Source organism: Defluviimonas aquaemixtae (assembly GCF_900302475.1).
Classification (GTDB): domain Bacteria; phylum Pseudomonadota; class Alphaproteobacteria; order Rhodobacterales; family Rhodobacteraceae; genus Albidovulum; species Albidovulum aquaemixtae.
The window spans coordinates 418233-443337 of sequence record NZ_OMOQ01000003.1; the positions used below are offsets into that span (position 1 = coordinate 418233).

Annotated in this window: 26 protein-coding genes; 9 read left to right on the forward strand and 17 right to left on the reverse strand. The window is 66.9% G+C overall.

The window, feature by feature from the left end; genetic code table 11:
- Positions 1-27: 27 nt before the first annotated feature.
- On the forward strand, positions 28-618 hold the full coding sequence (locus DEA8626_RS17125) for a TetR/AcrR family transcriptional regulator (RefSeq protein WP_108854424.1): 591 nt from the start codon (positions 28-30) through the stop codon (positions 616-618).
- A gap of 210 nt (positions 619-828) precedes the next feature.
- The gene (locus DEA8626_RS21645; RefSeq protein WP_281261504.1) at positions 829-957 is read left to right on the forward strand and encodes a hypothetical protein; all 129 of its coding nucleotides are present in this window, start codon (positions 829-831) and stop codon (positions 955-957) included.
- A gap of 37 nt (positions 958-994) precedes the next feature.
- On the opposite strand, the gene DEA8626_RS17130 is transcribed toward DEA8626_RS21645, so the two are convergent.
- The gene (locus DEA8626_RS17130) at positions 995-2239 is read right to left on the reverse strand and encodes a mandelate racemase/muconate lactonizing enzyme family protein (RefSeq protein ID WP_108854425.1); all 1245 of its coding nucleotides are present in this window, start codon (positions 2237-2239) and stop codon (positions 995-997) included.
- A gap of 59 nt (positions 2240-2298) precedes the next feature.
- Between DEA8626_RS17130 and DEA8626_RS17135 the strand changes: the two genes are divergently transcribed.
- On the forward strand, positions 2299-2736 hold the full coding sequence (locus DEA8626_RS17135) for a GNAT family N-acetyltransferase (RefSeq protein WP_108854426.1): 438 nt from the start codon (positions 2299-2301) through the stop codon (positions 2734-2736).
- Here the strand turns inward: DEA8626_RS17135 and DEA8626_RS17140 are convergent.
- From DEA8626_RS17140 to DEA8626_RS17160, 5 genes are read right to left on the reverse strand one after another with little or no spacing between them, the layout of a single operon-like run.
- Positions 2733-3818, reverse strand: coding sequence for a Zn-dependent alcohol dehydrogenase (locus tag DEA8626_RS17140; RefSeq protein ID WP_108854427.1), 1086 nt, complete (start codon positions 3816-3818; stop codon positions 2733-2735). The genes DEA8626_RS17135 and DEA8626_RS17140 overlap by 4 nt on opposite strands.
- Positions 3819-3837: 19 nt before the next feature.
- Complete coding sequence (locus DEA8626_RS17145; RefSeq protein WP_108854428.1) at positions 3838-5061, reverse strand: TCR/Tet family MFS transporter; 1224 nt, start codon at positions 5059-5061, stop codon at positions 3838-3840.
- A gap of 24 nt (positions 5062-5085) precedes the next feature.
- Positions 5086-5826, reverse strand: a complete 741-nt coding sequence (locus DEA8626_RS17150; RefSeq protein WP_108854429.1) for an alpha/beta fold hydrolase — start codon at positions 5824-5826, stop codon at positions 5086-5088.
- Between the two features lies 1 nt (position 5827).
- A complete protein-coding gene (gene pcaD, locus DEA8626_RS17155) occupies positions 5828-6616 on the reverse strand; it encodes a 3-oxoadipate enol-lactonase (protein WP_108854430.1) in 789 nt (262 codons plus the stop codon).
- A gap of 56 nt (positions 6617-6672) precedes the next feature.
- Positions 6673-7926, reverse strand: a complete 1254-nt coding sequence (locus DEA8626_RS17160) for a DNA polymerase IV (protein ID WP_108854431.1) — start codon at positions 7924-7926, stop codon at positions 6673-6675.
- A 93-nt stretch (positions 7927-8019) separates the two neighbouring features.
- On the opposite strand from DEA8626_RS17160, the gene DEA8626_RS17165 reads away from it, so the two are divergent.
- From DEA8626_RS17165 to DEA8626_RS17180, 4 genes are all read left to right on the forward strand, one after another.
- The gene (locus DEA8626_RS17165; protein ID WP_108854432.1) at positions 8020-8598 is read left to right on the forward strand and encodes a phosphatase PAP2 family protein; all 579 of its coding nucleotides are present in this window, start codon (positions 8020-8022) and stop codon (positions 8596-8598) included.
- Between the two features lie 31 nt (positions 8599-8629).
- A complete protein-coding gene (locus DEA8626_RS17170) occupies positions 8630-10264 on the forward strand; it encodes an ArnT family glycosyltransferase (RefSeq protein WP_108854433.1) in 1635 nt (544 codons plus the stop codon).
- A 62-nt stretch (positions 10265-10326) separates the two neighbouring features.
- Entirely contained in the window at positions 10327-11220 is an 894-nt protein-coding gene (locus tag DEA8626_RS17175) for an SPFH domain-containing protein (protein ID WP_108854434.1), read from the forward strand.
- On the forward strand, positions 11220-11492 hold the full coding sequence (locus DEA8626_RS17180) for an NfeD family protein (protein ID WP_108854435.1): 273 nt from the start codon (positions 11220-11222) through the stop codon (positions 11490-11492). The genes DEA8626_RS17175 and DEA8626_RS17180 overlap by 1 nt, the downstream gene beginning before the upstream one ends.
- Positions 11493-11543: 51 nt before the next feature.
- Here the strand turns inward: DEA8626_RS17180 and DEA8626_RS17185 are convergent, their stop codons facing one another.
- The 5 genes from DEA8626_RS17185 to DEA8626_RS17205 all read right to left on the reverse strand — a co-directional run bounded on the left by DEA8626_RS17185 (position 11544) and on the right by DEA8626_RS17205 (position 17801).
- On the reverse strand, positions 11544-12323 hold the full coding sequence (locus DEA8626_RS17185; protein WP_108854436.1) for a beta-keto acid cleavage family enzyme: 780 nt from the start codon (positions 12321-12323) through the stop codon (positions 11544-11546).
- Positions 12320-13648, reverse strand: coding sequence for an aspartate aminotransferase family protein (locus DEA8626_RS17190; RefSeq protein WP_108854437.1), 1329 nt, complete (start codon positions 13646-13648; stop codon positions 12320-12322). Before DEA8626_RS17190 ends, DEA8626_RS17185 begins: the two co-directional genes overlap by 4 nt.
- A gap of 3 nt (positions 13649-13651) precedes the next feature.
- Positions 13652-14077 carry a universal stress protein gene (locus DEA8626_RS17195; protein ID WP_108854438.1) on the reverse strand — a complete coding sequence of 142 codons (426 nt, stop codon included), beginning with the start codon at positions 14075-14077 and terminating at the stop codon, positions 13652-13654.
- Positions 14078-14089: 12 nt separating this feature from the next.
- Positions 14090-16723 carry a TRAP transporter permease gene (locus tag DEA8626_RS17200; RefSeq protein WP_108854439.1) on the reverse strand — a complete coding sequence of 878 codons (2634 nt, stop codon included), beginning with the start codon at positions 16721-16723 and terminating at the stop codon, positions 14090-14092.
- A 115-nt stretch (positions 16724-16838) separates the two neighbouring features.
- Positions 16839-17801, reverse strand: a complete 963-nt coding sequence (locus DEA8626_RS17205; protein ID WP_108854440.1) for a TAXI family TRAP transporter solute-binding subunit — start codon at positions 17799-17801, stop codon at positions 16839-16841.
- 211 nt (positions 17802-18012) lie between these two features.
- Here DEA8626_RS17205 and DEA8626_RS17210 point away from each other — a divergent pair, with 211 nt between their 5' ends.
- Both DEA8626_RS17210 and DEA8626_RS17215 read left to right on the forward strand, forming a co-directional pair.
- Positions 18013-18807: a MurR/RpiR family transcriptional regulator gene (locus DEA8626_RS17210; RefSeq protein ID WP_245890900.1), complete on the forward strand. Its 795-nt coding sequence runs from the start codon at positions 18013-18015 to the stop codon at positions 18805-18807.
- Positions 18808-18957: 150 nt separating this feature from the next.
- Positions 18958-19629: an SOS response-associated peptidase gene (locus DEA8626_RS17215; RefSeq protein ID WP_108854442.1), complete on the forward strand. Its 672-nt coding sequence runs from the start codon at positions 18958-18960 to the stop codon at positions 19627-19629.
- A 13-nt stretch (positions 19630-19642) separates the two neighbouring features.
- On the opposite strand, the gene DEA8626_RS17220 is transcribed toward DEA8626_RS17215, so the two are convergent.
- The 6 genes from DEA8626_RS17220 to rlmH form a co-directional block, all read right to left on the reverse strand.
- Entirely contained in the window at positions 19643-20146 is a 504-nt protein-coding gene (locus DEA8626_RS17220; RefSeq protein ID WP_108854443.1) for an RNA pyrophosphohydrolase, read from the reverse strand.
- Positions 20143-21483 (reverse strand): S41 family peptidase, encoded by a 1341-nt coding sequence (locus DEA8626_RS17225; RefSeq protein WP_108854444.1) that lies wholly within the window; start codon positions 21481-21483, stop codon positions 20143-20145. Before DEA8626_RS17225 ends, DEA8626_RS17220 begins: the two co-directional genes overlap by 4 nt.
- Before the next feature lie 3 nt (positions 21484-21486).
- Complete coding sequence (locus tag DEA8626_RS17230; protein ID WP_108854445.1) at positions 21487-22632, reverse strand: murein hydrolase activator EnvC family protein; 1146 nt, start codon at positions 22630-22632, stop codon at positions 21487-21489.
- The gene (gene gpmI / locus DEA8626_RS17235; RefSeq protein ID WP_108854446.1) at positions 22629-24152 is read right to left on the reverse strand and encodes a 2,3-bisphosphoglycerate-independent phosphoglycerate mutase; all 1524 of its coding nucleotides are present in this window, start codon (positions 24150-24152) and stop codon (positions 22629-22631) included. Before gpmI ends, DEA8626_RS17230 begins: the two co-directional genes overlap by 4 nt.
- Before the next feature lie 77 nt (positions 24153-24229).
- Positions 24230-24604 (reverse strand): GFA family protein, encoded by a 375-nt coding sequence (locus DEA8626_RS17240; RefSeq protein ID WP_108854447.1) that lies wholly within the window; start codon positions 24602-24604, stop codon positions 24230-24232.
- A 23-nt stretch (positions 24605-24627) separates the two neighbouring features.
- A complete protein-coding gene (gene rlmH / locus DEA8626_RS17245; protein ID WP_108854448.1) occupies positions 24628-25098 on the reverse strand; it encodes a 23S rRNA (pseudouridine(1915)-N(3))-methyltransferase RlmH in 471 nt (156 codons plus the stop codon).
- Positions 25099-25105: the final 7 nt, after the last annotated feature.

Here is a 25105-nt window from a genome sequence, read left to right on the forward strand (position 1 = left end):
GCCGGAAACCAGCCTGCGAGGACCGCCATGCCCTATACGCCCGAACACAAGGCCAAGGTGCGTGCGCGCATCGTCGAACACGCCCGCATCCTCTTCAATCGGCGTGGGTTTTCTGAGGTTTCCATCGACGAAATCATGGCGGAGGCCGGACTGACGCGCGGCGGTTTCTACAACCACTTCCGCAATAAGGAGGAGCTTTACGCCGAAGCCGTCGAGAGCTTCCTCAACGGACGCGGGAAGAAATGGCGCGACGAGGCGGGGATCGATCCGGCGAATGGCGGGCCGGAGACGGTCAGGGCGATGATCGACAGCTACCTTTCCTCGAAGCATCTCGGCGATCTCGATGGGCAGTGCCCGATGATCGCGCTGCCTTCCGACGTGGCCCGGTCCACGGCCAGGACGCGCGATGCGTTTCAGAAGCTGTTGCAGGCGATGACCGGGCTCTTTGAGCACAACATGCCACCTGGAAAGGCCGGGCCGCATGGGACCGCGCTGGCGCTGTCGGCGCTGTGCGTGGGCGGGATGGTGCTGTCGCGGACGCTCGACGATGCGCAGTTGGCGGACGAGGTGAGGAACGCGGCCCGCGACATGGCGCTGAAGGCCGCGGGCCTCGGCTGAGATCCGAACTGAGAAAGGGCGGCCGGTCAGACGGCGTCCCTGTGAGCCGGCAAGGCTCCGCTCGCAGCTACGTCAGGTCTTGTAGCCGGGCATTGGCAGGCATAGCTCGGTCCTGCCCGCAATGGGACCGGTCCCCGGCCATGTGCCGGGACGGAGCAGAGACCGGCCGCCGGATGCCCGGCGTCGAGCCACATAGGAGACGATATCGCCATGAACGAAGTTCAGCCGCAGGCTTTCCTGAGCAGTCAGTATCATCAAACGGCGGAGGTCGTCGCACCGGTGCACGCCACGCCGCATCCCAAAATGGTCCGCGCGCAGTTGTCGTGCTACCCGAAATAGGCGAACCGTCTGACCGCCTCACCGGGCCCGGCTGGAGTCAGCCGGGCTTTTTCGTCACCGGGGCACCGCCCTCGAACCAATTGGGCTTAGAATAGTCGCAGGGTGCCTCCTGCATCTCCAGATGCAGACGGGTGCCGTCGTAGGGATGGGCGCGGGCGAGATCCTCGTCGAACTCGATCCCGAGACCCGGTGCGTCGGGGACGATGACATAGCCGTCTTCCCACCTGATCGAGTTCTTGACGAGCGCTAGGTGGAAGGCGCCGCCGGTCTCGATCGTCTCGACCATGAGAAGGTTCGGGATCGAGGCGCCAAGCTGGATGTTTGCCGCCCATTCGACGGGCCCCGCGTAGAGATGCGGCGCCATCTGGGCAGTGAAGACCTCGGCGATCGCGGCGATCTTCTTCGTTTCCCAGATGCCGCCCGAGCGGCCGAGCGCGGGTTGCAGTATGCGGGCGCCGCCAGTGCGGAGGACAGTGGCGAATTCGGCCTTTGTCGAAAACCGTTCGCCGGTGGCGACCGGGATGCGGACCGCCTTCTGCACTTCGGCGAAATCGAGAAGGTTGTCAGGCGGAATCGGCTCCTCATACCAAAGTGGCCCGTAGGGCTCGATGGCTTGCGCGAGCCGCACCGCGCCCGCGACGTTGAACTGGCCGTGGGTGCCGAAGAGGAGGTCGGCGCGGTCGCCCACCGCATCGCGGATCGCGCGGCAGAAGGCGGCGGAGCGCGTGATGTCGCTCTGCGACGGGTCGTGCCCGCCGCGGACCGTGTAGGGGCCGGCGGGGTCGAACTTGACTGCGGTGAAGCCCATGCCGACGAAACGGCTCGCGGCCTCGGCGGCCATGTCGGGGCTGACCCAGAAGTCGGCGGTTTCCTTGCCGGGTTCGGGGTAGAGATAGGTGTAGCTCCTGAGCCGTTCGTTGATCTTGCCGCCGAGGAGCGCCCAAACGGGGCGACCCCTCGCTTTGCCGAGGATGTCCCAGCAGGCGATCTCGAGACCCGACCAGGCACCCATGACGGTGAGGTCCGGGCGCTGGGTAAAGCCCGAAGAATAGGCGCGGCGGAACATCAGTTCGAAGTTCTCGGGGCTCTCGCCGGCCATGTGGCGGCTGAAGACGTCGGTGATGACGGCTTCCATCGCCTTGGGCCCGACCGAGGAGGCATAGCATTCGCCATAGCCGATGATCCCGTCATCGGTCGTCACTTTGACGATGATCCAGTAGCGCCCGCCCCAGCCGGGGGCGGGCGGTGATATGGTGAAAATCTCGAGGTCCTTGAGTTTCATTCTGTCCTCATCTGTGCGGAGTTCGAAGCCGTACAGGGCTCGTCGCGAAAGGGGGCGCCATGACGGAGAAGATCGAGTACCGGTTGCTCGGGCCGGATGATCTGTCGCTTCTCACGGGGGTGGCGGAGGGGCTTTTCGATCACCCGGTCAAGCGTGAGCAAGCGGCGGCCTTTCTTGACGATCCGGGCCACATGATCGTGCTGGCGCTGGCGGGGAAGATGGCGGTCGGCCTCGCCTCGGGCACGGTGCTGCTGCATCCCGACAAGGAGCCCGCCTTCTTCATCAATGAGGTGGGTGTGCGCGGGGGCTGGCGGCGGCGCGGGATCGGGCGGGCGATGACGGAGCGGCTGACCGAGGCCGCGCGGGAACGGGGCTGTAAGGGCGTCTGGCTCAGCACCGAGCCGGCGAACGCGCCGGCCCTGGCGCTTTACCGGGCGCTCGGCGGCGACGAGCAGCACCTGGTCGGCTTCGGCTGGGACCGGGCGTTCGATCTCTAGTCTCCGAAGGCGATGACATTGCGGCGGGCTGCGCCGGTGCGGGTGTCGGCAATGGCCTCGTTGATCTGATCGAGGCTCCAGCGTCCCGAGATCAATTCGTCGAGCTTGAGACGGCCCTGGAGGTAGAGATCGGTCATCCACGGGATGTCGCGGGCGAGCACGGTGTCGCCCATGAGTGAACCCTCCATGATCTGGCCGGTGGCCGCGAGGATCACCGGTTCATAGGACGACGACGCCCCGGAATGCGGCATTCCGACCGCGACCATGCGCCCGCCGGGGCCAAGATAGCGCGTGGCGGTGTCATAGGCGGGGATCGCGCCGACGGTGACGAGGACGGCGTCGGCGCCGCGCCCGGCGAGGCGCTTTGCGGCGGACCAGGGTTTCTCCTCGCTCGCGAGCACGCCATCCGTCGCGCCGAACTCCCTCGCGGCATCGAGTTTCTCGGGCACCATGTCGACGGCGATGATGCGCGCGGCGCCGGCGAGCCGCGCGCCCTGGATGGCGTTGAGGCCGACCCCGCCCGCGCCGATTACGACGACGACCTCTCCGGGCCGGATCCGGGCGGTGTTGACCGCAGCGCCGATCCCGGTGATCGCGCCGCAGGAGAGAAGCGATGCCGCCTCCATCGGGATGCCGTCCGGCAAAGGGGCAAGCTGGCTTCGGTCGACGACGACCTTTTCGGCGAAGGCTCCGGTCTTCAGGCCCTGTTCCAAGGCCCGCCCGTCCAGCAGCGTTAGCGGGCTGCCGGGCATCGCTGGATCGGCACAGAGAACGGCGCGTCCGCCCGCGCATGGCGGGCAGCGGCCGCAGGCGCGGATGAGCGTGACGAGCACCTTCTGGCCCGGCGCGTAGCCCGTGACGCCGGGGCCGAGCGCGCTGACCCTCCCCGCCGCCTCGTGGCCGTAGACCGCGGGCAGTTCGCCACCCCAGCCGCCGTCGATATAGGAGATGTCGGACTGGCAGATCGCGCAGGCGTCGAGCGTGACCTCGACCTCGCCGGGGCCGGGCGCGCGCAGCTCCACCGTTTCGACCGTCAGCGGCTGGCCGAACTCGTGGCAGATGGCGGCGCGGATCTTGGTCATCGCGGTATTCCTTTCGCGATCAGGCTAGTGGTTCGGATGGCGCAGATTCGCGCGAAGGCGCGACAAGGATTATGACGCAAACGACCAGCAGGGCAGCAGCTAATAGGAAGGGCGCGCCGGGTGCGTAGATAGCGGCGCCGGGCCGAGTGAACCAGGAAAACGTACCGGTCATGACCATCGGCGACAGGATCATGCCGACCGCCATGAGCGAGGCGACGACGCCCTGAAGCTCGCCCTGCTGGTCGTCGGGCGTGGCGTTCGACATGAGCCCCTGCATCGCGGGTCCGGCCACGCTGCCGAGGGCGGCGAAGGCGGTGAATGCGAGCGCCAGCATGCCGGAGGTGAGGAAGCCGAAGATTACGCAGGCCACGAATTCGATCAGTAGACCGCAGAAGGCTGCGCGATGTTCGCCGAAGACGCGTGTCATGGGACCAACCGCGAAGGCCTGGACGAGCGCGAAAAAGAGCCCGTAGACGGCGAGCGAGACGCCGATCATGAATGGGTCCCAGTCGAACCGCGCCTTGCCGTAGAAGGCCCAGACCGCCTCGTAGACATGGAGTGCGACGTTGTATACGAGATAGAGCGTGAGGAGCCGCCCGACCCCCGGCAGTCGGCCGATGGCGCGGAACGAGGCCAGGGGATTGGCGCGCGTCCAGGAGAAGGGGCGACGGATGCGGTCGGTCACGGATTCGGGCAGAACGAAGTAGCCGAAGGCGAGATTGGCGGCCGACAGGGCCGCCGCGCCCCAAAAGGGCGCGCGGACGCCGAGAGTAGACAGCAGGCTTCCGAGAAACGGGCCGGCGATGAAGCCGATGCCGAAGGCCGCACCGATCAGGCCGAAATTCCGAGCGCGTTGGGATTTTTCGGAGATGTCGGCCATGTAGGCCGTCGCGGTCGTGTGGGTCGCCGCCGTGATCCCAGCGACGATGCGGCCGATAAGCAGAATCCAGATCGTGCCCGCGACGGCCATGATCGCGTAGTCCACCGCCATCACAGCAAGCGCGGTCAGCATGACCGGCCGCCGCCCGAAATGGTCCGAGAGGTTGCCGACGATCGGGCCGAAGACGAATTGCATGACCGCGAAGGAGGTGGCCAGCACCCCGCCCCAGAGCGCCGCCTGCGAGAGCGTGCCCCCGGTCACCTCCTCCAGAAGCTCCGGCATCACGGGAAAAATGATTCCGATGCCGATGGCGTCGATCACCACAGTCGCGAGGACGAAGATATAGGCGAGGCGGTTCTGCATGGCTCCCGGTCCGGCCGGGTCACGCTAGCCCGCCCGCGCCGCGCCCGAAAGCCCGGAAATCCCGCCCGCGATGTCCGAGAGCCGACCGGCAAGCTCGTCAGGTATGGAAAAGAAGGGCGAATGGCCGCTCGCGAGTTCAGTGACATGGCCGGGCGGGAAGGCGGCGCTCATCTGTCGCTGGTAGTCGGGCGGTATGGTGCGGTCGTTGGCGCAGACGATGTAGTGGCTTTCGACCTCTGGACGAGTCTTCGGCGGCAGCGGCGTCGCTTGCGGCAGGATCGGTTCGGGGCAGAGGCGCGGCACGGCATAGGCCACGGCCTCCTCGGGGCAGTCGTTGTAGAACGCTACGGGCGCTCGGTCGGGATCGACGAGGTAGGTGACACCGTCCGGATCGGCGCTCACCGCGCCCTTCAGCGGCTGGCGAGGCCCCGCGCGGCGCATCTCGATCATCGATAGGCCCGGCGCGGGGACATAGGCGCAAAGATAGACGAGGCGGGCAATCTTTTCGGGCGCGCGGGCGGCGGCAAGCGTGATCGGGTATCCGGCGGCGGAATGGCCGACGAGCGTCACCGGCTCCTCGATCGCCGCGAGGATCGCGCCGGCATAGGCGTCGAGCGTCACTTCGGTCGCCGGGGTCCGGTCCTCTCCATGCGCCGGCAGGTCGATGGCGCGGGCCTCGTGGCCGAGCGCCTGAAGCGCCGGGACAAGGTCGCGCCAGCACCAGGCACCGTGGCACGAGCCGTGGACCAGGAGGAACCGCGCCACGTCAGCCGTGGCCGATGGAGGCCAGGAACTCCGTCAGGACCTTCGCATATTCCTCCGGCTTCTCGATCGGGGGCAAGTGGCCTGCCCCCCGGATCAGGTGAAAGCGCGCGCCCTTCACGAGATCGGCGGTCTCGCGCACGAGATCGGGCGGCGTCGCGCCGTCCTCGGACCCGGCGATAGCAAGCGTCGGCAGCGTCAGTCCCGAGGTCGGCGTGATGAAATCGGTACCCGCGATGGCGGCGGCGCAGCCGGTATAGCCCTCGACCGGCTGGCGCGTCAGCATGTTGCGATAGCCTTGCATCTCTGGCGTCGCGCGGAAGGGCCTGGCGAACCAGCGCTCCATGATGCCGTCGGCGATGGCCTCGATCCCGTTGGCCCGAATCGCGCCGATCCTGTCCTCCCACATCTGCCGCGTGCCGATCTTGGCGGCCGTGTTCGACAGCACCATCGCGCGGACGAGGTCGAGCCGCTTGACGGCGAGGCCCTGCGCGATCAGCCCGCCGATCGACAGGCCGACGAAGACGCAGTCCTTCACGCCGAGCGCCTCGATCAGCTTCTCTGCATCACGGATAAGCGCGCCCATCGAATAGGGGCCAGGCGGGCAGGACGTGAGCCCGTGGCCGCGCTTGTCGTAGCGGATCAGCCGCAGCGACTGCGGCAGGAGCGGGATCAGCATGTCCCACATGCGGAGATCGGTGCCGAGCGAGTTGGCGAACACGACCGGAGCGCCCGCCGGGTCGCCGTCCTCGCGCCAGTGAATGTGGATGTCGCCCGTATCGAGTATGTTCATGCGCACCGTCCTTCGGCGGCCATACTGGGGATGCCGCAGGCGGGGTGCAAGCCGGATCAGCGGAGCGCGCGGCCCTTCACGATGGCGTCCGGCCCGAAGCGCGCGCGGATCGCGTCGGTGGCGCGCTCGGCCTCTGCGCGCCGGGCCGCCTGTGGATCGAGGAGATCGGCCGTCAGGTCCGCCTCGCGTGCGGGCACGATGTCGGACAGACCGACGCCGATCAGCCGGAACGGGCCCTCTTCCTTGACGTGAACCAGCAGGTCGGCCGCCTCGCGGTAGAGCCGGTCGGCGATCTGGGTCGGCTCGCGCAGCGTGTGCCGACGGCTGATCGTTTTGAAATCCGCGCTCTTCAGCTTCAGCGTCACGGTGCGGCCCGCGAGGTCCTTGGCCTTCGCCCGGTCGGCCACGCGTTCGGAAAGCCGCCAGAGATGCCCTTCGAGCAGGTCGCGCTCGGCGATGTCCTCGTTGAACGTCGTCTCGGCCGAGATCGAGCGCATCGGTTCGTGCGGATTGACCCGGCGGTAGTCCTCGCCGCGCGCGAGGTGCCAGAGCCGGTCGCCGATCTGGCCGAAGCGGTGGTGGAGGTCCTTGCGGTCCCAGCGGGCGAGGTCGTCGAATGTGCGGATGCCGGCGGCGGCGAGATGCTCTTGACCCGCCGCGCCGACGCCCCAGATCAAGCGGACGGGCTTGCCCTTCAGGAACGCCGCCGTGTCGGCTTCTCCGATGATGGAAAATCCGCGCGGCTTGTCGAGGTCGGAAGCGATCTTGGCGAGGAACTTGTTGTGGGAAAGGCCGACTGAGCCGGTCAGGCCGAGTTCATCCTCCATCCGCTTCAGGAGCCCGCAGAGGAGGACGGCAGGCGGTGCCTTGTGAAGCCGCTCGGTGCCGGTGAGATCGAGGAACGCCTCGTCGAGCGAGAGGGGTTCGATGACCGGGGTCAACTCGTCCATCATGGCCCGGATCTGCTTCGAGACGGTGGCGTAGTGGCTGCCCCTCGGTTTCACGACGACGGCTTCGGGGCAGAGCTTCAGGGCCTGGAACATCGGCATGGCGGAGCGCACGCCCTTAATGCGGGCGAGGTAGCAGCAGGTGGAGACGACGCCCCTCTTGGCGCCGCCGACAATGACGGGCTTGTCGCGGATTGAGGGGTCGTCGCGCTTCTCGACGCTCGCATAGAAGGCGTCGCAGTCCATGTGGGCGATAGAAAGGGCAAAGAGTTCGGGGTGGGCGAGGATGCGGGGCGAGCGGCAGGCCGGGCAACGGCTGCCGGTTTCGAATTGATGGAGACAGTCGCGGCAGAGGGCGGGCATGGGGCGATTATACGCTCACGATAGGGCTTCTCCATAGTTGTCTGACAAGTGTCCGATATACGAGCGTCATGAATCCGGTCTACCGCTCGGGCCATGAGAAACCGTGTTCAGGCTGTCGTTCGTCATGTCCGCCCGGTTGTCGGCCGGATTACGGCGGAAGCGAAGCTGCGCGCCCGGATTCTCATCGCGATTCTGATCCTGTCTGTGGTTTTGGCATATCCTTCGACGCGCCGGATCGGCGATACTGTGCAGATCGTTCTGCCGCTGGCGGCGTTCGGCTGCGAAATGCTGAACGGTCGCGCGGCCGCGTTTCTCGGACGGTTCGTCCTGTTGGAGGCGGGTATCCACGTGCCAAAATCGTTGCTCGGCGACGCCAAGGCCAACCTCAGGCCGAACGGCGGCGAGGCCGGCATGCCATCCGGCCACACGGCAGCGGCGGTGTTCGGCGCGGCCTATCTGACGGACCGATGCATCGCGAACAACCCGGTGGCGCGCGGGAGTATGATCCTGGCGGCGGGGTTCGTTGGCGGTTCGCGCATCGAGAACGGCAACCATACTCTCTGGCAGGTATTGGCCGGCGCGCTGCTCGGCTGGGCGGCCCAGCGCATGAGCTTTCGGGTGTTTCGTCGCCTAGTGCGCGCGCACTGTCCGCGCCTGAGACTGGCGTCGTGAGAGATTGACGTTCCTGCGCAGATGCGAGGTATTGCTCGCGGCGCTCCCTGAGCGGCCCTTCCCGGCCGTCGCGGCGCTGGTGGCGCTCGCGTGGCTGCTGTTCCTGCCGGCGCTGACAAGCCTCCCGGTCACCGACCGCGACGAGGCGCGGTTCGCGCAGGCGAGCCGGCAGATGGCCGAGAGCGGTGATCTCATCGACATTCGGTTCCAGGACGCGCCGCGCTACAAGAAGCCGGTCGGAATCTACTGGATTCAGGCCGCAGCCGTCTCCTTGCTGCCCGAGGGCGCGGCCGGATCGATCTGGTCGTACCGGCTGCCGTCCGTCGCCGGGGCTACGTTGGCGGTTCTCCTGACCTTCGCCATGGGACGCGGGCTGATTGGCGCCCGCGCCGCCTTCTCGGCGGGCGCGGTTCTGGCCGCGGCCCTGGTTCTCGCTGCAGAGGCGCGGATCGCCAAGACGGACGCGGTCCTACTTGCGACGGTCGTCGGCGCACATTCGGCGCTGGCGATGCTTTGGCGAGGGCGCGGTTCGGCCGTGCCGCGATGGGTCGCACCGGTCTTCTGGGCGATGCTTGGCGCATCGGCCCTGGTCAAGGGACCCATCGGGCCGATGATTGTCGGTTTGACGGCGGCGGGTCTCGCGCTGATCGCGCGCAGGGTCCGGTGGCTGCGTCCTTTGGCATCATGGCGCGGCGGCGCGGTCTTTCTGGCGATCGTACTGCCGTGGTATGTCGCGATCAGCCTGCAGTCAGGAATGGACTTCTGGAACGCCGCTTTGCTCGGCGACCTCCTGTCGAAGGCGCAGGGCGGGCAGGAAGGCCACGGCGCGCCGCCGGGAGCTTATTTCATCGCTGTCTGGGTCATCTTCTGGCCGGGCGCGGCGCTTCTGGCGCCGGCGTTGGCGGCGACCTGGCACATGCGCCGCGACCCGGCGGTGCAGTTCGCGCTGGCCTGGCTCCTGCCAGGCTGGATCGTGTTCGAACTGATTCCGACAAAGCTCCTGCATTATCCGCTGCCCATGTTCCCGGCTCTGGCACTTCTCGTCGCAGTCGTATGGGACCGGCGCGCGGGGCCGCTCGGCGCCGGCTGGCGCGCAGTGGCAGTCGGGCTCTCGCTGATTGGGCCTGCACTTCTCGCGCTGGCGATATGGTTCGCGTGGAGCCACGGGGTGTCCCCGCCGCTCTTGGCTGTTCTCAGCCTTGCCGCATCTCTGATTCTGGCGCTTGTATTCGCCCTCAGTCTGGGAAACGACCTGCGGCTGACGGGCATTGCAGCGCTGGTCTTGATGGCGGCCGCCGTCTATGCCGGTGCCCTCGGGACGTTGAGCAACGTGAGCTACCTCTGGCCCTCGCAGGCAGTGCGCACCGCATTGGCCCATTCAGGCTGCATTCCCGACCGCATCCTGGCAACCGGGTACACTGAACCCTCTCTAGTCTTCGAACTGCCGTGGCCGGTCACCTTCGCGGATGCGGGCGAGGCGGCGCAGGAGTTCACGCGGCCCGGATGCCCGGCCGCCGTCATCGCAGCGCCGCTGCGCGAAGCCTTCCTCGCCGCGACGGAGGCGGCCGGTGTGACCTTGCATGTGTTGGCCGAGATCGACGGGTTGGCTATCGGCGGCGGCAAGCCAGTGCATCTTACGCTCTATACGCGCGGGACCGGCCAGTAGGGGCTTTTCACTTGGCGGGCGTGTGGGCATAGTCCGCCCCGGGGGCCAGTGAGGAGAGAGTTATGGATTTCGGGCAGGTCATCGGCGAGGTGCTCGGTGGTAACGGGGTACTCCTCGCCATCGCCGTCTTCATCATCGTTTGCGTCTTTCTTGGCGTGCGGATCGTGCCGCAGTCCGAAAAGCATGTTGTCGAACGCTTCGGCCGGCTGCGCGCCGTGCTCGGACCCGGCATCAACTTCATCGTGCCGTTCCTCGACCGGGTGGCGCACAAGATCTCAGTCCTCGAGCGTCAGCTTCCGAACGCGCTTCAGGATGCGATCACCGCGGACAACGTGCTTGTGAAGGTGGAAACCTCGGTCTTCTACCGGATCACGGAGCCGGAGAAGACCGTCTATCGCATCCGGGACGTCGACGCCGCCATCGCGACGACCGTGGCGGGGATCGTGCGGTCGGAGATCGGCAAGATGGAACTGGACCACGTCCAGTCGAACCGCGCGCAGCTGATCGATAAGGTGCGCGAACAGGTCGCGGCGATGGTCGATGACTGGGGGATCGAGGTCACGCGGGCCGAGATCCTCGACGTGAACCTCGACGAGGCGACGCGGGCTGCGATGCTGCAGCAGCTGAACGCCGAGCGTGCGCGGCGCGCGCAGGTGACAGAGGCCGAAGGCAAGAAGCGGGCGGTCGAGCTTTCCGCCGACGCGGAACTTTACGCCGCCGAGCAGGAGGCCAAGGCTCGACGTATCTCGGCCGAGGCCGAGGCCTATGCGACCGAGGTGGTCGCCAAGGCGATCAAGGAAAACGGGATCGAGGCGGCACAGTACCAGGTCGCGCTGAAGCAGGTCGAGGCGCTGACCGCCGTCGGGCAGGGGGCCGGCAAGCAGACTGTTATCGTGCCGGCGAACGCGCTAGAAGCCTTCGGCGACGCGTTCAAGATGCTGAAGGGGCGGGTCTGATGCTGTGGTCGGCGTGGTGGGTCTGGATGATCGCGGGCGCGGTCCTGGCCATCCTGGAGGTCGTCATTCCCGGCTTCATCCTTCTCGGCTTCGCCATCGGAGCCGGGATCGTGGGGCTATTGCTGTGGCTTGGGGTACTCGGTGGGTCGCTCGCGGTCCTGATTCTGGTCTTCGCGGTGGCGTCGCTCGCGGCGTGGCTGGCGCTCAGAAAGCTCGTGGGCGTTAGGCGCGGGCAGGTGAAGCTCTGGGACCGGGATATCAACGACAACTGAGCCCGCCTTCGTCGGCGCGGAGACTTGGCGAGCGGGTGCCTGTGACGGCAGTCAGAGCGTGAGGCCCGCATCCGTCGCGGCGGCGATCAGATCGCGGATGCGCTCGGCGTTCGAGGCGGCGATGGTGCCGTCCCGGTTCTGCCGATTGTTCTCGAAGCCGACGCGCGCTTTGCCGCCGGCTTTCAGCGCGGCGAGAAGGCAGGCGATCTCGGCCGGGCCGAAGGCACAAACGGCCCAGTCGGGCGAAAGGCCGGAGGCGAACTGCACCGACAGCGGCGCGTCGAGGTCGGCCGGGTCCGAGGTTTGGCCGGTCGTGTAGCGGCCGAGGACGTGCAGGACGGCGAGGTTGTCGCGCGGAATCGTGCCCTCGGCGACGAGATGGGCGAGGCGGCTCATGTCGGCGGCGTCGTAGAGGATGTGCTGCACCTCGATCCCGGCCTCGTGGCAAAAGGCGAAGAACCGGGCCGTCACGCTGGCGTTCTCCTCGGCGGTGATCTCGCGCAGCGCGATCGAAACGGCGGCAGGGCGGAGTGTTTCGATAAGCGCCCGCTGTTCGGCGGGGGTGAAGCGGCCCGCAGCCTCGGACGTGATCTGGACGTAGAGGCCGGGCGCTTCGCGCGCCAGTTCGGCCAGCAGTTCGGCATAAAGCCCGGCATCGAGCGTATGCGTACCGTCGGCGTCGCGGATATGGGCGTGGAGCCCGCCTGCCCCGGCCTTCTGGCAGCCGACGGCGGCTTCGACGATCTCTGGGATCGTCACGGGCAGGGCAGGGTGGTCCTTCTTCGTCGGACGGGCGCCCGTGGGGGCGACCATCAGGCGGGGCAGTGTCATGCGGCGAGCGCCCTGTCGATGGCGGTCGAAAGCTTCGTCGTCAGCTCGTCGATCTGCGCATCCTCGATGATGAAGGGCGGGGCGAGTAGGATGTGGTCGCCCGTCTGGCCGTCGATCGTGCCGCCCATCGGATAGCAGATGAGACCCTCGGCGAAGGCGTTGGCCTTGATCTTCGCGTGCAGTTTCTGGGCAGGATCGAACGGCTCTTTCGTCTCGCGATCCTTGACGAGTTCAAGGCCGCGAAAGAGGCCCCGGCCACGGATGTCGCCGATATGGGGATGCTGGCCGAACGTCTCGCGCAGCGCCGCGTCGAGCTTCGCGCCCTGTTCGCGGACGCGCGGCAGGAGGCCGTCGTCGAGGATGCGGCCGAGGACGGCGTTCGCCGCCGCGGCGGCCATCGCGTGGCCCATATAGGTGTGGCCGTGCTGGAAGAAGCCCGAGCCCTTCGCGATCGCGTCGTAGATCGCCCCGGTGCAGAGGAGCGCCCCGATCGGCTGGTAGCCCGCGCCAAGCCCCTTGGCGATTGTGATCATGTCTGGCGCGACCTCGTCCTCGAGGCAGGCGAAGAGATGGCCGGTGCGGCCCATGCCGCACATCACTTCGTCGAGGATCAGGAGGATGCCGTGGCGGTCGCAGATCTCGCGCACCCGTTTGAGATAGCCGGGCACGGCCGGGACCGCGCCGGCGGTTGCGCCAACGACGGGTTCGGCGACAAACGCCATCACGGACTCTGGCCCGAGGCGCTGGATCTCGGTCTCAAGCTCTTCGGCGACGCGCTGGCCGTAATCCTCGACGCTCTCGCCGTCCTCGCGGCCCCGGTATTCGTAGCAGGGCGAGATATGCGTGGTCTCGACCAGCAAGGGCCGGAACTGGGCGCGGCGCCATTCATTGCCGCCGGTGGCGAGCGCGCCGAGCGTGTTGCCGTGATAGCTTTGCCGCCGCGCGATGACACGGTGGCGCTTCGGCTGCCCCACTTCGAGGAAGTACTGTCGCGCGAGCTTCAAGGCGGCCTCGACGGCTTCGGACCCGCCGGAGACGAGGTAGACGCGGTCGATCCCCTTGGGTGCCTCGGCGATCAGCCGGTCGGCGAGCGCCTCGGCCGGTTCCGAGGTGAGGAACCCGGTATGGGCGAAGGCGAGCCGATCAAGCTGGTCGTGGAGCGCGGCGCGGACCTTTTCGTCGGAATGGCCGAGGCATGAGACCGCCGCGCCGCCCGATCCGTCGAGGTACTTCTTGCCGCCGGCATCGATCAGATAGCAGCCGTCACCTCTCACGGCCGTGGGCAGGGTTCCCTTGGTGGAGCGGCCGAAGATGTGGTTGGGCATGTGTCAACTCCTGGCGACGTAGACCGAGCGGTTCGAGTGGCGGACGACGCGTTCCGCATTCGGGCCGACGAGGTAGTCCCTGAGCGCATGCCGGTGCGAGCCGATGACGATCACGTCGACGCCAAGCTTGTCGCCGGCCTTCACGACCTCGTCGTAGATCGTGCCGTGCGCGACATGGGGATGGGCCTCGACCCCCTCGGGCACATGGGACTTCACCCAGGCGGCGAGCGAATGCGTGAACTCGTCGATCATCTTGTGTTCATAGCCCTCGGGGAAGTACTGCGAGACTTGCGCGAACCCGAAGTCCGGCAGCACCGAGACAACGTGAAGGACGCCACCGTCATGGGCGAGGTCGAGCGCGGCAGCCAGAGGCGCCTTGTTCGCTTCCTCGTTGTTGATGTCGACCGCGAGCAGGATTTTCCTTGCCATGATCGTTCCTCCTCAGAAGGCCGGTTTGGTTTGGCGACGGCGCTGGAGCAGGATCACCAGCCCAAGAAGCAGAAGCGCGGGGATGTAGAATACCTGCTTCGGCATTCGTTCGGCCGGCGACAGGACGCTCACGACCTCAACCCGGTCTTCGGCGTAGAAGTCGAAGCTCGAGAGCTTTTCCTGGTAGGGCGTGCCGAACATCGGCTCGTCCATGTAGAGCTTTTCCCCCTCAGGCAGGAGGAAAAGACCGGCCGCGTCGGCGCGACCCGTTGCGGGGTCTTCTTCGGCGACGGTGTGGACGAGCGTGGTCTGGGTCACGCCGCCATCGGTGAAGGAGGGGCCGGACACGACGAAGCGTATCCGGTCGCCAGGAGCGGCCGCGTCCATGGAGGCCGCAAGCTCGGTCGGTGGGCTTTCGTTGAACGGCGGCTGCACGCGGTTCAACCAGAAGCCCGGCACGAAGAGCGTTAAGGCGACAAGCAGCAGTGCGGCGCTTTCCCACATCCGCGAGGGCGCAAGGAAATAGCCCTGCGTCGCGGCGGCGAAGAGAAGCATCGCGAAGGTGGCTGTGACGAAGACGAAGGCCGCCTGCAGGATGCCCGCCCATGTCCCGAGGTCGATCCCGTAGAGGATGAGCGCGGGGTTGAAGATGAAGAGGAACGGCAAGGCGACGGTCCGCATCGAGTAGAAGAAGGCGGTGAAGCCGGTGCGGATCGGATCGCCGCCCGACACGGCGGCGGCGGCGAAGCTCGCCAGCCCCACCGGCGGGGTCACGTCGGCCATGATGCCGAAGTAGAAGACGAAGAGGTGGGCCGCGATCAGGGGCACGATCAGCCCTTCCTGCGCGCCGAGCGTGACGACGACCGAGGCCATCAGTGACGACACGACGATGTAGTTCGCCGTCGTGGGCAGGCCCATGCCGAGGATCAGCGAGAAGACCCCGATCAAGAGGAGCATGATGAAGAGGTTGCCGCCCGACAGAACCTCGACGAGCCCGGCAAGCTCGGTGCCGATCGGCGTCTTGGTCACGGTCGCGACGATGATGCCGGCGGCGGCGGTGGCGACGCCGATGCCGATCATGTTGCGGGCGCCGGCGATCAGTCCCTCGATCAGATCATCGAAGCCGGCGCGGGTCGCTGAGCCCAAGTTCTCGCTCCGGAACATCGCCTTCAGCGGGCGCTGGGTGACGATGATCAGGAGCATCACTGCGACCGCGTAGAAGGCGGATTTCGCGGGTGACTGCATCTCGACCATCAGGAACCAGATGAGGACGAGGATCGGCAGGAGGAAATGAATCCCGGTCGGGAAGACCTGCGCGACGGTCGGCAGGTGGAACTCCTTGGCATTGGGATCGTCGAGCGCGAGATCTTCGCGCCCGGCAGCGACACGAAGCGCCAGCACGTAGACGGCACCGATGGCGGCCAGCACGACCCAGTCGGCGATGCCGGGGGCCGCAGCACGCAGGCCCTGGATACCGTAAATGAGCGCGGTAAAGCCGACTCCGGCCACGACGAAGCCGATGAAGATCTTGAGGAACATCTGCGCGAGGCTTTTTGCCTCGCCGAGCGCGGGCATGTCCTTCTTCAAGGCCTCGAGATGCACGATGTAGACGAGCGCGATGTAGGAGATCACCGCAGGAATGAAGGCGTGCTTGATGACCTCGACGTAGGAGATGCCGACGAACTCGACCATGAGGAAGGCCGCGGCGCCCATCACGGGCGGCATGATCTGGCCGTTGACGGACGAGGCGACCTCGACCGCGCCGGCCTTTTCGGACGAGAAGCCCACGCGCTTCATCAGCGGGATGGTGAATGTGCCCGTGGTGACAACGTTCGCGATGGAGGAGCCGGAGATGAGGCCTGTCATGGCGGAGCCGACGACGGCCGCCTTGGCCGGGCCGCCGCGGAGGTGGCCGAGGCCCGCGAAGGCGAGCTGGATGAAGTAATTGCCGGCGCCCGCCTTGTCGAGGATCGCGCCGAAGAGCACGAAGAGGAAGACGAACGCGGTCGAGACGCCCAAGGGGATGCCGAAGACGCCGGTCGTGTCCAGCCACTGGGCGTTCACGATGGCGGTGAACGACAGCCCGTTATGTTCGATGATGTCAGGGATCAGCCAGCCCTGGCCCATGTAGGCGTAGAGAAGGAAGAGAGAGCCGACGATTGTCAGCGCCGGGCCGAGCGCGCGGCGCGATGCCTCCAGAAGCACGACGATGCCGACCGCGCCGACGATGACCTGGAACTGCGTCGGAAGGCCCGACCGCGCGGTCAACGCGAGTTCGCGCGAGAAGGCGAAGACGTAGAAGGCGCAAAGGAAGCCGATGAGCGCGAGCGCCCAATCAGCGAGCGGGATCCTGTCGCGCGGGGAATTCTTGAATGCCGGATAGGCGAGATAGGCCAGGACGACCGCGAAGGCGAGGTGCATTGGCCGGGTCTGCGAGGAGTTCATCACGGGCAGGTACTGGCCGAACCAGAGCTGCGGCTGCGCGATCCAGAGCTGGAAGAGCGACCAGGCGAGCGCGATGCCGGAAATCAGAAGCGCCACCGAGCGGTTTGTCGGAACGCGTCCCCCGGTATCGGACGAGGCGACCAGATCCTGGAGGTCCTCGTCGCTGAGCCCTTCGGTCTTGTCGTTGGCTTGCTCGCTCATTTCGTCCCCCTATCCGTCCGATAGCATTCGCTTCAGCCAAAAAAGGGGCGCCGCATGATATGCGGCGCCCCGGATTACGCTGACCGTGAACGCGGTCGCGATCAGGCGCCGCCGATCATTCGATCAGGCCGGCTTCCTTGAAGTACTTCTCGGCGCCCGGATGGAGCGGCGCGGAGAGGCCGTCGCTGGCCATTTCCTTCGGATCGAGATTGGCGAAGGCCGGGTGCAGGCCGCGGAACTGGTCGATATCCGAGAACACTGCCTTGACGAGCGCGTAAACCGTGTCATCGGGCACCTGCGCGGAGGTCACGAGCGTGGCTCCGACGCCGAAGGTCGTAACGTCCTCGTCCGTGCCCCGGTACATGCCGCCCGGGATCGTCGCGACCCGGTAGAAGGGATTGTCGGCGACGAGTTGATCGACTTCCGGGCCGGTCACGTTCACCAGCACCGAGTCGCAGGCCGTCGTGGCTTCCTGGATCGACCCCGACGGGTGACCGACGGTGTAGATCATCGCGTCGATGTTGTTGTCGCAGAGCGCCTGGGACTGTTCGGCCGCCTGAAGCTCGGAGGCGAGCGCGAAGTCGTCCATGGTCCAACCCTTGGCCTCCATCAGCACTTCCATCGTGCCGCGCTGGCCCGAACCGGGATTGCCCACGTTCACCCGCTTGCCCTTCAGATCGTCGAAGCTCGAGATGCCGGCATCGGCGCGGGCCACGACAGTGAAGGGTTCGGGATGGATCGAGAAGACAGCGCGCAAGTCCTCGAACGCGCCGGTTGCCTCGAATTCAGAAGTGCCGTTGAAGGCGTGATACTGCCAGTCGGACTGGGCGACGCCGAACTGGAGCTCGCCCGAGCGGATCGCGTTGATGTTGTAGACCGAGCCGCCGGTCGATTCGACGCCGCAGCGGACGCCGTGCTCCGACCGTGTCTTCGACATCATGCGGCAGATCGCGCCGCCGGTCGGATAGTAGACGCCGGTCACGCCGCCGGTGCCGATCGAGATGAAGCTTTCCTGGGCGATAGCGGGGGCCGCAGCCAGTCCTAGGGCGAGAAATGCCCCGAAGGCAGCATGTTTCATCGTGATCTCCTCTCCTGTTGATTTTGTTTGATCTTACGAATGATGCATTTGCATTACAAATGTCAACATCAGAAAGCAATTGATTTATCATGCCGGTGCGGGTCATGTTAGAGTGCCGCGGAACTCGTGTCGGCATTGGAATATGTCATCAGAATCATTGGATAAACTCAAACCGAATCTGACGAGGGTCGCCGCGAAAGGTACGCCCGTCGTGGCGAGATTCGCGTCGTGGGTGCTCGATCATTATGCCGAAGTGGCGTTCTCGTCGATTCGCGGATTGGCCGAAAAGGCGGGTGTAAACTCCAACACCGTGATCCGGCTGGCCAAGGAACTGGGCTATGAGGGCTACGACGCCTTCCGCGCCGACATCCAGGCCGCGTTCCGTCACCGGACGATAGGCTACGCGGCGCGCGCCGAGGCGTTGCACAATCGCGCCGGCAGCGACCTGTTCGGCGAGATCATCGCGGCGAACCGCGCCAACGCGGAGGCGGTCTTTTCGCCCGAGATGCAGGGGCTTCTGGAATCGCTGATCGAGCCGTTGCTGACCGCTCGGCGCGTCTATTCGATCGGTGTGCGCAGCTGCTATTCGGTCGCGCATTACCTGTCCTACGTGGGCAGTATGGCGTTCGACAATTTCGTGACCGTCCCTGCCCAGCCGGGCGCGATCATGGACCAGCTGTCACGCGCCGGGCCCGACGACATCGTCGTGGCGATCACGTTCGAGCACTACGCGACCGAGGTTGTCCGCGCCTGCCAGATCGCGCGCGATTGCGGCGGCCGGGTGCTGGCGCTGACCGACAGCCACCGGTCGCCCATCGCACTGGGCGCGTGGCACGTCGTTCCGCTGCCCATGGCGGGCCCGCAATTCATTCCCTCGCTGAATTCGGCCTTCGTCGTGGTCGAAATGCTTCTGGCCGGCATGGCCGCACGGTCCGACCGCGCCGTCAGCAACGTCAGGAGCTTCGAGGAACGGATCCAGCGATTCGGCGGATACGTCCCGGTCTGAAGGCCGGTCGCAGCAAGGCGGAGGTCCGGCGCCTGAGGGCCGATTCGGACACGACCGCGACGCCTCACCGCTTTCGCCCAACCTCCACGGCGGGCTGGATTCGGCGCGTCTTCATGGCATAGGCTTTCCGTAACGGGGGGCGAGGGGCCGATGTGCGGACGGATGAGCCATGCGGGGCTGACGAGCCAGCAGCTGTTCGACTGGCTGGAACACGGGATCAAGCCCGAGGGATACGAGCCCGACATTCCGCAGAGCTGGAACGTGCCGCCGACATCGATGATTCCGATCGTCCGCCGCATCGACGGCGAGTTGCGCATGGACATGGCGCGCTGGTGGCTCGTGCCGCATTGGCACCGGGGAGGCCTCAAGGAGCTGAAGGCGGCCACATTCAACGCGCGCTCGGAAACCGTCGCGAAGGTGCCGGCGTTCCGCGACGCCTACCGGCGCAACCGATGTGTCGTGCCCGCCGCCGGCTACTACGAATGGCAGGTGGGCGACCACGGCAAGCGTCCGCATTTCATCCATGCCGGCGGCAACGCGCCCGCGCTTGTGTTCGCCGGTCTCTGGACCTCGGTGAAGCTGCCGGACTACGAGGGACTGACCTGCACGATTCTCACCGAGGAATCGGCCGGGAAGCTGCGCGACATTCACTCACGTGCGCCGGTAATGCTCGACCCGGATGCGATCGCTGACTGGCTGGACGGCGCCGACATCGCGCAGGTGGTGCGACTGCCGGAAACGCGCCTTGCCTGGCACGAAGTCGGCCCGGACGTGGGCGCCGTCAGGAATGACGGCCCCCAACTGATCGAACCAGTCGGCTAGCGTCTTCGCCGCATCAGGCGAGGTAGCGGCGGAACGCGGCCACGACCTGCTCGTACACCGCGCGCTTGAAGGGCACGATAGCGTGAAGCATCTCGTCGGCGGTGATCCAGCGCCATTCGGAGAATTCCGGGTGCTCGGTCGCGATGTCGATATGGTCGTCGCGGCCGAGGAAGCGGTAGAGGAACCAGCGCTGCTTCTGGCCGCGATACTTGCCGCCCCAAACCTTGCCCAGAAGCTCGGGCGGCAGGTCGTAGGTCACCCAGTCCGGCGATTTCGCGACGAATTCAACAAGGTCCTCCGTCACGCCGGATTCCTCGTGAAGTTCCCGCAGGGCGGCCTGGCGCGGCTTCTCGCCCTTGTCGATCCCGCCCTGCGGCATCTGCCAGGCCGGTGCCTCGGTGTCGTTGCGCCGGCCCGCGAAGATCCGGCCCTGCGCGTCGATCAGCATGACGCCGACGCAGGGCCGGTAGGGCAGATCCTCAGGCTTCGGCTTCGCGGCCTCCTTCGCCTTCGTCATTCGGCGGCGGCGATGGCCGAAAGGCCCTTCAGGATGTCAATCGCGTAGGCGAGCTGGTAGTCTTCCTCGCGCAGCTTCGCGGCGTCCTCGGCGCGCTTCTGCTCGTCCTCGAACACGCGGATCTCGTCCTCGGTCATCGAGTCGTTCGAGATCGCGCCGCGCAGGTCCGCCTCGGAGCGCGAGCGGTCGGTGATCGAGCCTTCCTCTTCCGCCTCGGCGGCGGCGGCGCGCTGCGGCTGCTCGACCACGATGTCGGGCGCGATGCCCAACGCCTGGATCGAGCGGCCGGACGGCGTGTAGTAGCGCGCCGTCGTGAGTCGCATCGCGCCTTCGCCCCTGAGCGGGATTACGGTCTGGACCGAACCCTTGCCGAAGCTCTTCGTGCCAACCACGATCGCGCGGCGGTGGTCCTGAAGCGCCCCGGTGACGATTTCGGAGGCCGAGGCCGAGCCGCCGTTGATCAGCACGACGATGGGCTTGCCTTCGGTCAGGTCGCCGGGCGCGGCGTTGAAGCGCTCGCTGTCCTGCGGGTTGCGGCCACGGGTCGAGACGATCTCTCCCTTATCTAGGAAGGCGTCCGACACGGCGATCGCCTGGGTCAGGAGGCCGCCGGGATTGTTCCTCAGGTCAAGGACGAAGCCGTTTATCTTGTCAATGCCACCTGCCTCTTCGACGGTCTGGTTCAGGCCGTCTTCGAGGTTGTCGAAGGTCTGGTCGTTGAAAGTGGTGACGCGCAGCACGACGGTATTGCCTTCGAGACGGACGCGTGCGGCGGTCAGCTTGATCGTGTCGCGGATGATCGAGACGTCGAAGGGTTCATCGGCGCCTTCGCGCGCGACGGTGATGATGATCTCGGAGCCCACCGGCCCGCGCATCTTGTCTACCGCCTCGTCGAGTGTGAGGCCGAGGACGCTTTCGCCGTCCACATGGGTGATGAAGTCGCCCGCCTGGATCCCCGCGTCGAAGGCCGGCGTGCCGTCGATCGGCGAGACGACCTTGATGAAGCCTTCCTCCTGCGTGACCTCGATGCCGAGACCGCCGAATTCGCCCCGCGTCTGGACGCGCATGTCCGAGAAGTCCTCGGGACTGAGGTAGCTCGAATGCGGATCGAGCGAAGTCAACATGCCGTTGATGGCCGCCTCGATCAGTTCGCCCTCATCGACTTCCTCTACATATTGCGCGCGGATGCGCTCGAAGATATCGCCGAAGAGATCGAGCTGCTCGTAGACGGTGCTGTTGGAGCCGGTTTCCTGCGCGACGAGCGGGCCCGCCACCTGTGTCGTCAGAACCAGCCCCGCGAGCGACCCGCCGATGGCCGCCATCACGAATTTCCTCATCGCTCAGTCTTCCTTTGTCGTTGCGAACCAGGGGCCGGGATCGACCGGCGTCTTGCCCTGTCTGAGTTCCATATAGAGTGTTTCGGTGCGTCCTGCGACACCCGTTTCCTCCGCGCCGGCGACGATCGGCTCAGCCGAGGCGGCCTTTGCCTCGGTCGCACCACCCATCAATCCGACGGGCGCCCCGGCCTCGAGCACGTCGCCGGTTTCGCCGAACACGGTGCCAAGACCCGCCAGGACCAGAAGATAGCCCGAAGCAGGCTCTACGATCATCACATTTCCGTAGTCGAGAAGCGGACCCCTGTAGCGGATCGTCGCAGGCCAGGGTGCGGTGACCAAGGCGCCCGGCTGCGTTGCCAGAATAATGCCGGGTCGGCGGATGCCGGCGGCATCGGCTTCGCCCGCGCGCCTGAGGGCGGTGCCGCGGACCGGCAGCGGAAGCGTGCCCTTCGCGCCCTCGAAATCATCCATCGGTGCGCCGATGTCGGTCTCCATCCGCGACAGTCCGGCGGCGAAGGCGTCGAGGCTTTCGGCGCTGGCCACGAGCTGGGTCAGCTCTTCGGGGTCTTCGAGGAATCGCCGGGGCAGATCGGTGCGGTCCTGGATCGCCTGGGACAAGGCGGTGCGCGCCGCCTGCGCGGCGCCAAGCCCGGCTTCGAGCGTCTCGGCGGTTTCCGTCTGAAGCTTGCGGAGCCGTCGCAACTCTTCCAGCGCCGCGCCGATCCCGGCGGCCTCGGCCTGAAGCGCAGGCGTCACCGAGCCGAGGATCATGCCCGAACGCGCCGCGCCCAGCGCGCCGTCGGGGTGGAAGAGGAGAAGCGGCTCGGGGTCGCGCTCCATCGCCGCCATGACGGCGAGAAGCTGGCCGATCTGCCCGCGCCGCGCTTCGAGCGTGGCAAGGATTTCCTTTTCGCGCACCGAGGCGCGGCGGAGCGCGTCGCGAAGCGCGGCGAGCCCCGCCTCGTAAGCCTGGATTGTGCGCGTGAGCGCGGCCACCCGGTCGCGCGACCCTCGTGCGGCATTGAGCGCGTCGATTGCCGCGCGCAGATCGGCCGCCGCGTCCTCGGCTGCCGGGATGGCGGCGTCCTGGGTCCGCCCCGGGGCGGCAAGGGCGAAGAGAAGCGCGAGGCAAAGGGCGGTCCGTCTCATCCCTGCCCGATCAGCGTGCGGCCCGTCATCTCGGGCGGCAGGTCGAGCCCCATGAGGTCGAGCAGCGTCGGCGCGAGATCGGCAAGGCGGCCGTTCCTGAGAGTCGCGCCCTTGGGCCCGCCCACCAGCGCGACCGGGACGGGGTTCGTCGTGTGCGCCGTGTGCGGACCGCCGGTTTCAGGGTCGACCATGGTTTCGCAGTTGCCATGATCGGCGGTCACGATCATCGCGCCGCCGGCCTTTTCGAGCGCCGCCACGGCCCGGCCGAGGCCGCGGTCGACTTCCTCGACCGCCGCGATGGCGGCGTCGAGGATGCCGGTATGCCCGACCATGTCGGGATTGGCGTAGTTGACAACGATAAGGTCGTAGCCGCGGCCGATCGCTTCGACGAGCTTGTCGGTCACTTCGGGGGCCGACATTTCCGGCTGAAGGTCATAGGTCGCGACCTTGGGTGACGGGGCCATGTGGCGGTCCTCGCCTTCCGCCGGCACCTCCTTACCGCCATTCAGGAAGAACGTGACATGGGGGTATTTCTCCGTCTCGGCGAGGCGGAACTGCTTCAGTCCGTGGCCCGCGACCCAGGCGCCCAGCGTGTTGACGACGGGGCGTTTGGGATACGCGGCCGCCATGAAGGCGTCGTGGGTCTTGGAATAGTCGACCATGCCGAGAAGGGCAGCCCAGTGTGGGCGCTGGCCCCGGTCGAAGCCGTCGAAGTCGTCCTCGCCGACCGCAAGCAGGATCTGCCGCGCGCGGTCGGCGCGGAAGCTGAGGCAGAAGAAGCCGTCGCCGTCCTTAGCGCCCGAATAGTCGCCGATCACCGTGGGCCGGATGAACTCGTCGGTCTCGCCGCGTTCGTAGGCCGCTTCAATGGCGTTGGAGGCGCTGTCCGCGCTGTCGCCCTTGGCCTCGACGATCACGTCATAGGCACGCTCCACGCGGTCCCAGCGCTTGTCGCGATCCATTGCGAAGTAACGCCCGCTGAGAGTGGCGACGCGGGCGCCGTCGGGCAGACGTTTTTCGAGGTCCGCGATGAATCTGCCGGCCGATTTCGGCGGCACGTCGCGCCCGTCCGTTACAGCGTGCAGCGCGACCGGCACGCCCGCGCCCGCGATCAGCTCGCAGGCGGCGATCACGTGGTCGATGTGGCCATGCACGCCACCGTCGGAGATCACGCCCATCAGATGCGCGGTTCCGCCGTCCGCCTTCAGAGACTGGATGAAGGCCGAGATCGCGCAGTTCGAGAAGAAGCTCTTGTCCTCAATCGCGAGGTCGATCTGGCCGAGATCCATCGCCACGACGCGCCCCGCGCCGATATTGGTGTGCCCGACCTCGGAATTGCCCATCTGGCCGGAGGGCAGCCCGACATCCGGCCCGTGCGTGACGAGCTGGGCATGTGGGCAGGTCGCCATGATCCGGTCGAAGTTCGGGGTGTCGGCTAGCGCGACGGCGTTCGCCTCGGTTTCGGCGCGCAAGCCCCAGCCGTCGAGTATACACAGCACGACGGGTTTGGGAGCGGTCATCTTCAGTCCTTGCAATGGTCAGCGCGCTTGTAGCCGAGCTTCCCGGCGAGGAAAAGTCAAAGCCAGGGGAGGCGGATCTACCCTTGGTCCCATGGCTGGCGAGCGGCCTCGAACACCGGCTTGAACTCGGCCACGATCGCGGGGTTGTCGAGCGAGCCGACATAGAGAAAGGCGATCTCGGGCGCGCGGCTGGTGGATTTTGTCAGGGGCGAGCCGCATTCGCCGCAGAAGCCGAATTCGAGGTCGCTGCCGGATTCGGCCGTCCGGCGATGGATCTTCAGCGCCCCCGTCACGGTCAGCCCGTCGCGCCCGACCGCGATCTGCGGCGCATGCCCACCGCCCGAGACACGCTGGCAGTCGCGGCAATAGCAGCGTATCGCGAACCGCGGCGCGCCGCTGAAGACATAGCGTGTCGCGCCGCAGAGGCAGCCACCTTCGTGCTGTTCACTCATCGTGGTCTCCCGCAGAGGGCCGGTCAGGCCCGGTGATAGGGCGCGCCGGCAAGGATCGAGGCAGCACGGTAGAGCTGCTCGGCGAGCATGACACGGACGAGCATGTGCGGCCAGACCATCGGCCCGAGCGAGACCGCCTGATCCGCCGCGTCGCGAAGCGCGGGCGCGAGCCCGTCCGCGCCACCGATCACGAAGGCCGCGTCCTGCCGCCCGGCATCGCGCCAGCGACCGAGCAGCGCGGCGAAGTCCGGCGAGGACATCATCCGTCCGCGTTCGTCGAGTGCGAGCGTGACCGCGCCCGAAGGCAGGGCGCGGGTGAGAAGCGCGGCCTCCGCTTCAATGCCGCCACCCTTCTTGTCCTCGACCTCGTGCACCGCTGCGGGGCCGAGCCCCAAGGCCCGGCCGGTGCGGTCGAAGCGTGCGAGATAGTCGTCGATAAGCGCGCGTTCCGGGCCGGCCCTCAGCCGGCCCACCGCGCAGATATGCACCCGCATCGGCGGG